This window comes from Caballeronia sp., assembly GCF_049581465.1.
Classification (GTDB): Bacteria; Pseudomonadota; Gammaproteobacteria; order Burkholderiales; family Burkholderiaceae; genus Caballeronia.
The window spans coordinates 1-4,762 of record NZ_JBAUSA010000418.1 but is presented as its reverse complement, the minus strand read 5'-3'; the positions used below and the strand labels follow the sequence as shown (position 1 = coordinate 4,762).

The following is a 4,762-nucleotide window of genomic DNA, read 5'->3' as shown; positions in this document are numbered from 1 at the left end:
GCCGTCACTGTTGTGCGGCACCGCCGCCCAAATGAGCATATGGCTAATCATGGCACCCCCGTGGATCACAATCTTAAGATCAAAAGCAGGTCAATTCATGATCGCACAGCTCGATAAAAGGCGATTCTCGGACCAGTAATCGCTTCCGGGTGTATCGCAGTGAGCTACTCGTTCTGCGTGGGGCACTTGCTACGAGCGTCAATATCCTGAGGGTTGCATGGGTTCGAATGCGGTAAGGGGGTGTTTGAACCACGGAGTTTTCGCGGAGCAACGTGATGAGCGCTAAAGCGACGAAGGTGCGCCTGATGCCCGCTGCTGGCATGACGGTCTTTGCGCTCGTAGCGGGCTTCTACGCGTACGGAACGTCGATGGGCACGGTCACTTCTTTCTACAGCACACTCGGGAATGTCATCGGCGTTTCCGTTGGTCTTGCGATACCGGCTCTCGAGGCGATCCGTGCGAGACGTGCGATGCACATGCTCAGGCTCGAGCGCTTGCGCGAGACGGTCACCGTAGTCAACATCAGCCGCGGACTCGCCGACCAGGCAAACGCCGCGCTGTGCAGTGGTGCGTGGGACAACAGTTACTTCCAGCGGACCTACAACCGCTCCCAGATCAAACACGCATTCCGGCTTGTCGACCAGATCGGGCCAGCTTCATCGACACGATACGAGGACGATGCTGTTGGCGATACCCGGCGTGACCTGCGCACGTTTTTCTCGCTTCTCCACCGCGCGGCGTCCGATTCCTCGAGCTGTCAGGTGGTACCGGAACGGGTGATCGCGCGTCTGCGAGCGTCGTATGGCAATGTGGCGCACGACATCGATTGCCTCGAACCCGAGTGCCGGCGGCTGCAGGAAAAAATCGACTTCTGGCACGTTGCGGGCAGGGTTTGAGCGCTGATGTTCAAGACGCGCAGAGGGGCGGAAAGCGCCTAATGATCCGCATATTGGTGTTCAACGCCACTTTTTGAACCATCGCCGCCGGACGATCCCAGCTCGCGCGCCACCGCAAGCTGCCATGCGAACAGTCCGGGAACGAAGACGAGCAGGTCGCGCAAACGTCTCGCACCCGCGAGAGCGAGACTCACAGACGGATCGAGGCCCAGGGCGCCGCCGATCAGAACAAAGCCACCTTCCTGAATGCCCAGCGCACCGGGTACGAAAAACGCGGCGCTGCTGAGCGCTTGAATCAGCGATTCGAGCACGACAGCTTCGGCGAAACTGATCTGCGAGCCTAGAAAGTAGAGTGCCAGCCAGATCTCGACAGATGTGGCGAGGCACTGCAACGGCTGCCAGATGAACAGATAACACAAGACAACCCCATGTCTTCTCCAGATCAGCTTGATCGACTCGTCGATGCGTAGTGACGGGCCGGCTAGTGCCGCAATCTGGCCGCTTGTCAGCCGATTGAACAAGCGGGTCATTCTTTCAAACAAGCTCACATGCTGGATCAGTGCAAAGCCTGCCAGGAGCGGTGCCAGCACGGCCAGTCCCCAGAGCACATCCACGGCAAGCTGGCGTTCACCGGGCGTGGCGTGGCCCAGCAGGAACGCTATGCCGACGAGGGTGATCACGAGCTGACTGATCAGGGTGAGCTGCATGTCGACGACCAGGCTCGCCGCGGCAGTAGATGCCCGCAAACCGGCGCGCGTCAGCAGCCGGAACGAGACGATCTCGCCGCCGATCCGCGCAACCGGCAGCAAGCTGTTGACGGACTCGCGAATCCAGACCAGCCGCAGCATGGACAGCAGACCCGGACGGACGGTTCCGACAATGAGCGTTTGCCAGTCCCGGGCATTGGCCAGCATTGGCAGCACGTGGACGGCCGCGGCAAGGACAAGGCCGGGACCCGCGGTGCGCAACAGCGCGAACACCGAGTGTGGATCTTCGCGCCACACTAGCGCCAGTGCCACGATTAGTCCAAGTGCCGCGACGAAACGGCCAAGATGCTTAGTCATGCGATTCGAGTTAAGGAATTAAGCCGCAACGATCACTTCTCCCCGAGCGGATAGAGCAGGCCATCGCGGCCGACTTTGAACTGGAAGCCTCGCCAGAGTACGCGCGTCGAGAAAAAGCTGCTGACGAAAATGGCGAAGCACGCCAGATCCCAGATTGGCAATAACCATAGATCGCCCGAGGCCTGGCCAAGCGCGTGGTCCAGTTGCAGTTTCAGCGCGAGCCGCGTGAACAGTGCCGCTAGCGTGAGCGGCCAGGTCCACATGGCGGCGCCCGATAACGCAATGGCGAACAAGGCAAACGCAAGCGGATGTGTGAGCGCCGAGCCGAGGTGGCCGGCAGGATCGATTGTCCGGATGGTACGACTCCAGCGCAGTTCATGAGAGATCAATTGCGCCGCGCTGGTTTCAACGCACGCATGCGTCACGATGATGGGCGGAACAACGACCTTTTCTCCCAGCTGCCGCACCGCTTCACCAATTGCATGGTCCTCGGCAAGATGATGAGTGAACTGTGAGAAACCGCCAATTCTTTCGAGCGTTACACGACGCATCGCGATGGTCTGTCCGAAACAGGGGCGCGCAAGTCGAAGCGCCATGCCGACCACGACGCCGGGGAGAAACTGGTAGTTGCTCGCCTTGGCGGACAGTCGAGGCCAGAAGCCGGCATCCGGCAGCCCGCGATAAAGACAGGTGACCAGCCCGACTCCCGGCTTTTGCAACTCGCCGACAATACCGCGCAGGTAACCGGGGCTGACCCCGACGTCGCTATCGGCGAACACCAGGATGTCATGCTGCGCGTTGGGCAGTATATTGAGGATATTGCTCATCTTGCGGTTCGGGCCATACAGCCGGGAGTCGACCACGATCGCAATCTCAGCCTGAGGATGCAAGTGCCGCAAACGTTCCACCACCTCGAGCGCAAGGTCCGTCTTGTCGTGGACACCAAACAGGTACTGTACGGGCCCGGGATAATCCTGCCTGCAGAATCCCGACAGGTTTTCGAGCAGCGCCTGCTCGTTCCCATGTAAGGGCTTGATGATCGTCACACCCGGAAACGAACTGGGCTCGGCGCAGGTGCGCGCGAGAAAACGCCTCGTCAACGCCGCGGCAGCCAGCATGTAGAGGATCCCGAAGACCGCGCTTGCGCCGCATACATAAGCTGCCCAGCCAAGCGCTGCATGCGCGATATGCCGGCTGCCGAAGTGGATGGCGAACGCGATCAGCAGGGTGGCGCCTGCCAGCCACGCGGATCTCACACACAGCCTTCGAAGCCTTCTGTACTTCGGATGTGACAGGCCGGGAAACTGACCCGGCAGGTCGGGCACGTCCGGGGTCATGCCTCGTGAGCCCGGAGAAACTTGAAGAACTCCACACCTTCGCGCAAGCGCCGCTTCATCATCTCCCAGCTCATCAGCATTTCGCGCACGATCTCCCAGATCTTCGACGGCCTGAAATAGAAGCGCTTATAGAACTCTTCGAGGCCGTGATAAATCTCTTCGCGCGACAGATGCGGATACCCGATCGCCGAAAGTTGGACGCCCTTTGAACTAACGAGATTGATGACCTTGTTTTCCTGCAGCCAGCCATTGTCGACCGCTTGCTTGTACAAGGTCGTGCCGGGATACGGCGCGGCAAGCGAGACCTGAATGGTGTGCGGATTAATGTCCTTAGCGTATTCGATGGTCTTCTCGATCGTCTCGCGGGTTTCGCCCGGCAGGCCAAGGATGAACGTGCCGTGAATCTTGATGTTCAGCTTGCGGCAATCTTCACTGAAGCGCCGCGCGATATTGGTACGCAGGCCTTTCTTGATGTTGAGCAGGATCTGGTCGTCACCCGACTCATAGCCGACCAGCAACAAACGCAAGCCGTTCTCCTTCATGATCTTGAGCGTTGAATACGGCACGTTGGCCTTCGCGTTGCAGGACCACGTGATACCAAGCTTGCCGAGTCCGCGCGCAATTTCTTCCACTCGCGGCTTGAAGTCGGTGAAGGTGTCGTCGTCGAACATGATCTCCTTGACCTCTGGCATGTTGTCCCGGATCCACTTCACTTCTGCCAACACGTTCTCGACCGAGCGCGTACGATAGCGATGGCCTCCGACCGTTTGTGGCCAGAGACAAAACGTACACTTCGATCGACAACCCCGGCCCGTATAGATCGATACGTACGGATGTTTTAAATAACCGATGAAGTAGTTCTCGATCTTCAGGTCGCGCTTGTAGATCGGTGCAACGAACGGTAGCTCGTCCATGTTTTCGAGAATTGGGCGGCCTTCGTTGTGCATGATTTCACCGTCGGGCAATCGATAGCTCAGCCCTTGGATTGATGCGAGCGGGAGACTTTGCGCCACGTCACGGCAGGTGAAGTCGAATTCCTCGCGGCACACGAAATCAATTGCCTTGCTGGCCACGAGCGAATCGTGTGGGTCGACAGCGACCTTCGCGCCCACCATGCCGACGAGTACCGCCGGTTTTCTTTGCTTCAATTGTTCAGCGAACAGCGTGTCGGTCGGAAAGGACGGCGTACTTGTGTGGATGACGACGAGATCGTACTGCTGTGCTACGTCGAGCGACGCTTGCACCGAGAGGCCATCGGCGGGAGCGTCGAGCAAACGGCTTCCTTCAATCAGGGCGGCCGGCTGCGCGAGCCATGTCGGGTACCAGAACGACCGGACTTCGCGCTTCGCCTGATATCGCGAGCCCGCTCCGCCATCAAAACCGTCGTAGGAAGGGGCCTGCAGAAACAGTGTTTTCATGGGTATTCCGGACGGACGTGATGTAGGTAAATTGAGCAATCGATTGC

General features: G+C 59.2%; 4 protein-coding genes. 1 reads left to right on the top strand and 3 read right to left on the bottom strand.

Features of this window, described 5'->3' with window-relative positions:
- Positions 1-275: 275 nt before the first annotated feature.
- Positions 276-896, top strand: coding sequence for a hypothetical protein (locus WCA53_RS10490; protein ID WP_423908822.1), 621 nt, complete (start codon positions 276-278; stop codon positions 894-896).
- 38 nt (positions 897-934) lie between these two features.
- On the opposite strand, the gene WCA53_RS10485 is transcribed toward WCA53_RS10490, so the two are convergent.
- Genes WCA53_RS10485 through hpnJ form a run of 3 tightly spaced genes read right to left on the bottom strand, consistent with a single transcriptional unit; the run spans position 935 to position 4,715 of the window.
- On the bottom strand, positions 935-1,960 hold the full coding sequence (locus tag WCA53_RS10485) for a lysylphosphatidylglycerol synthase domain-containing protein (protein ID WP_423908819.1): 1,026 nt from the start codon (positions 1,958-1,960) through the stop codon (positions 935-937).
- 32 nt (positions 1,961-1,992) lie between these two features.
- Complete coding sequence (gene hpnI, locus WCA53_RS10480; protein WP_423908816.1) at positions 1,993-3,297, bottom strand: bacteriohopanetetrol glucosamine biosynthesis glycosyltransferase HpnI; 1,305 nt, start codon at positions 3,295-3,297, stop codon at positions 1,993-1,995.
- A complete protein-coding gene (hpnJ, locus tag WCA53_RS10475) occupies positions 3,294-4,715 on the bottom strand; it encodes a hopanoid biosynthesis associated radical SAM protein HpnJ (protein ID WP_423908813.1) in 1,422 nt (473 codons plus the stop codon). The genes hpnI and hpnJ overlap by 4 nt, the downstream gene beginning before the upstream one ends.
- Between the last annotated feature and the right edge of the window lie 47 nt (positions 4,716-4,762).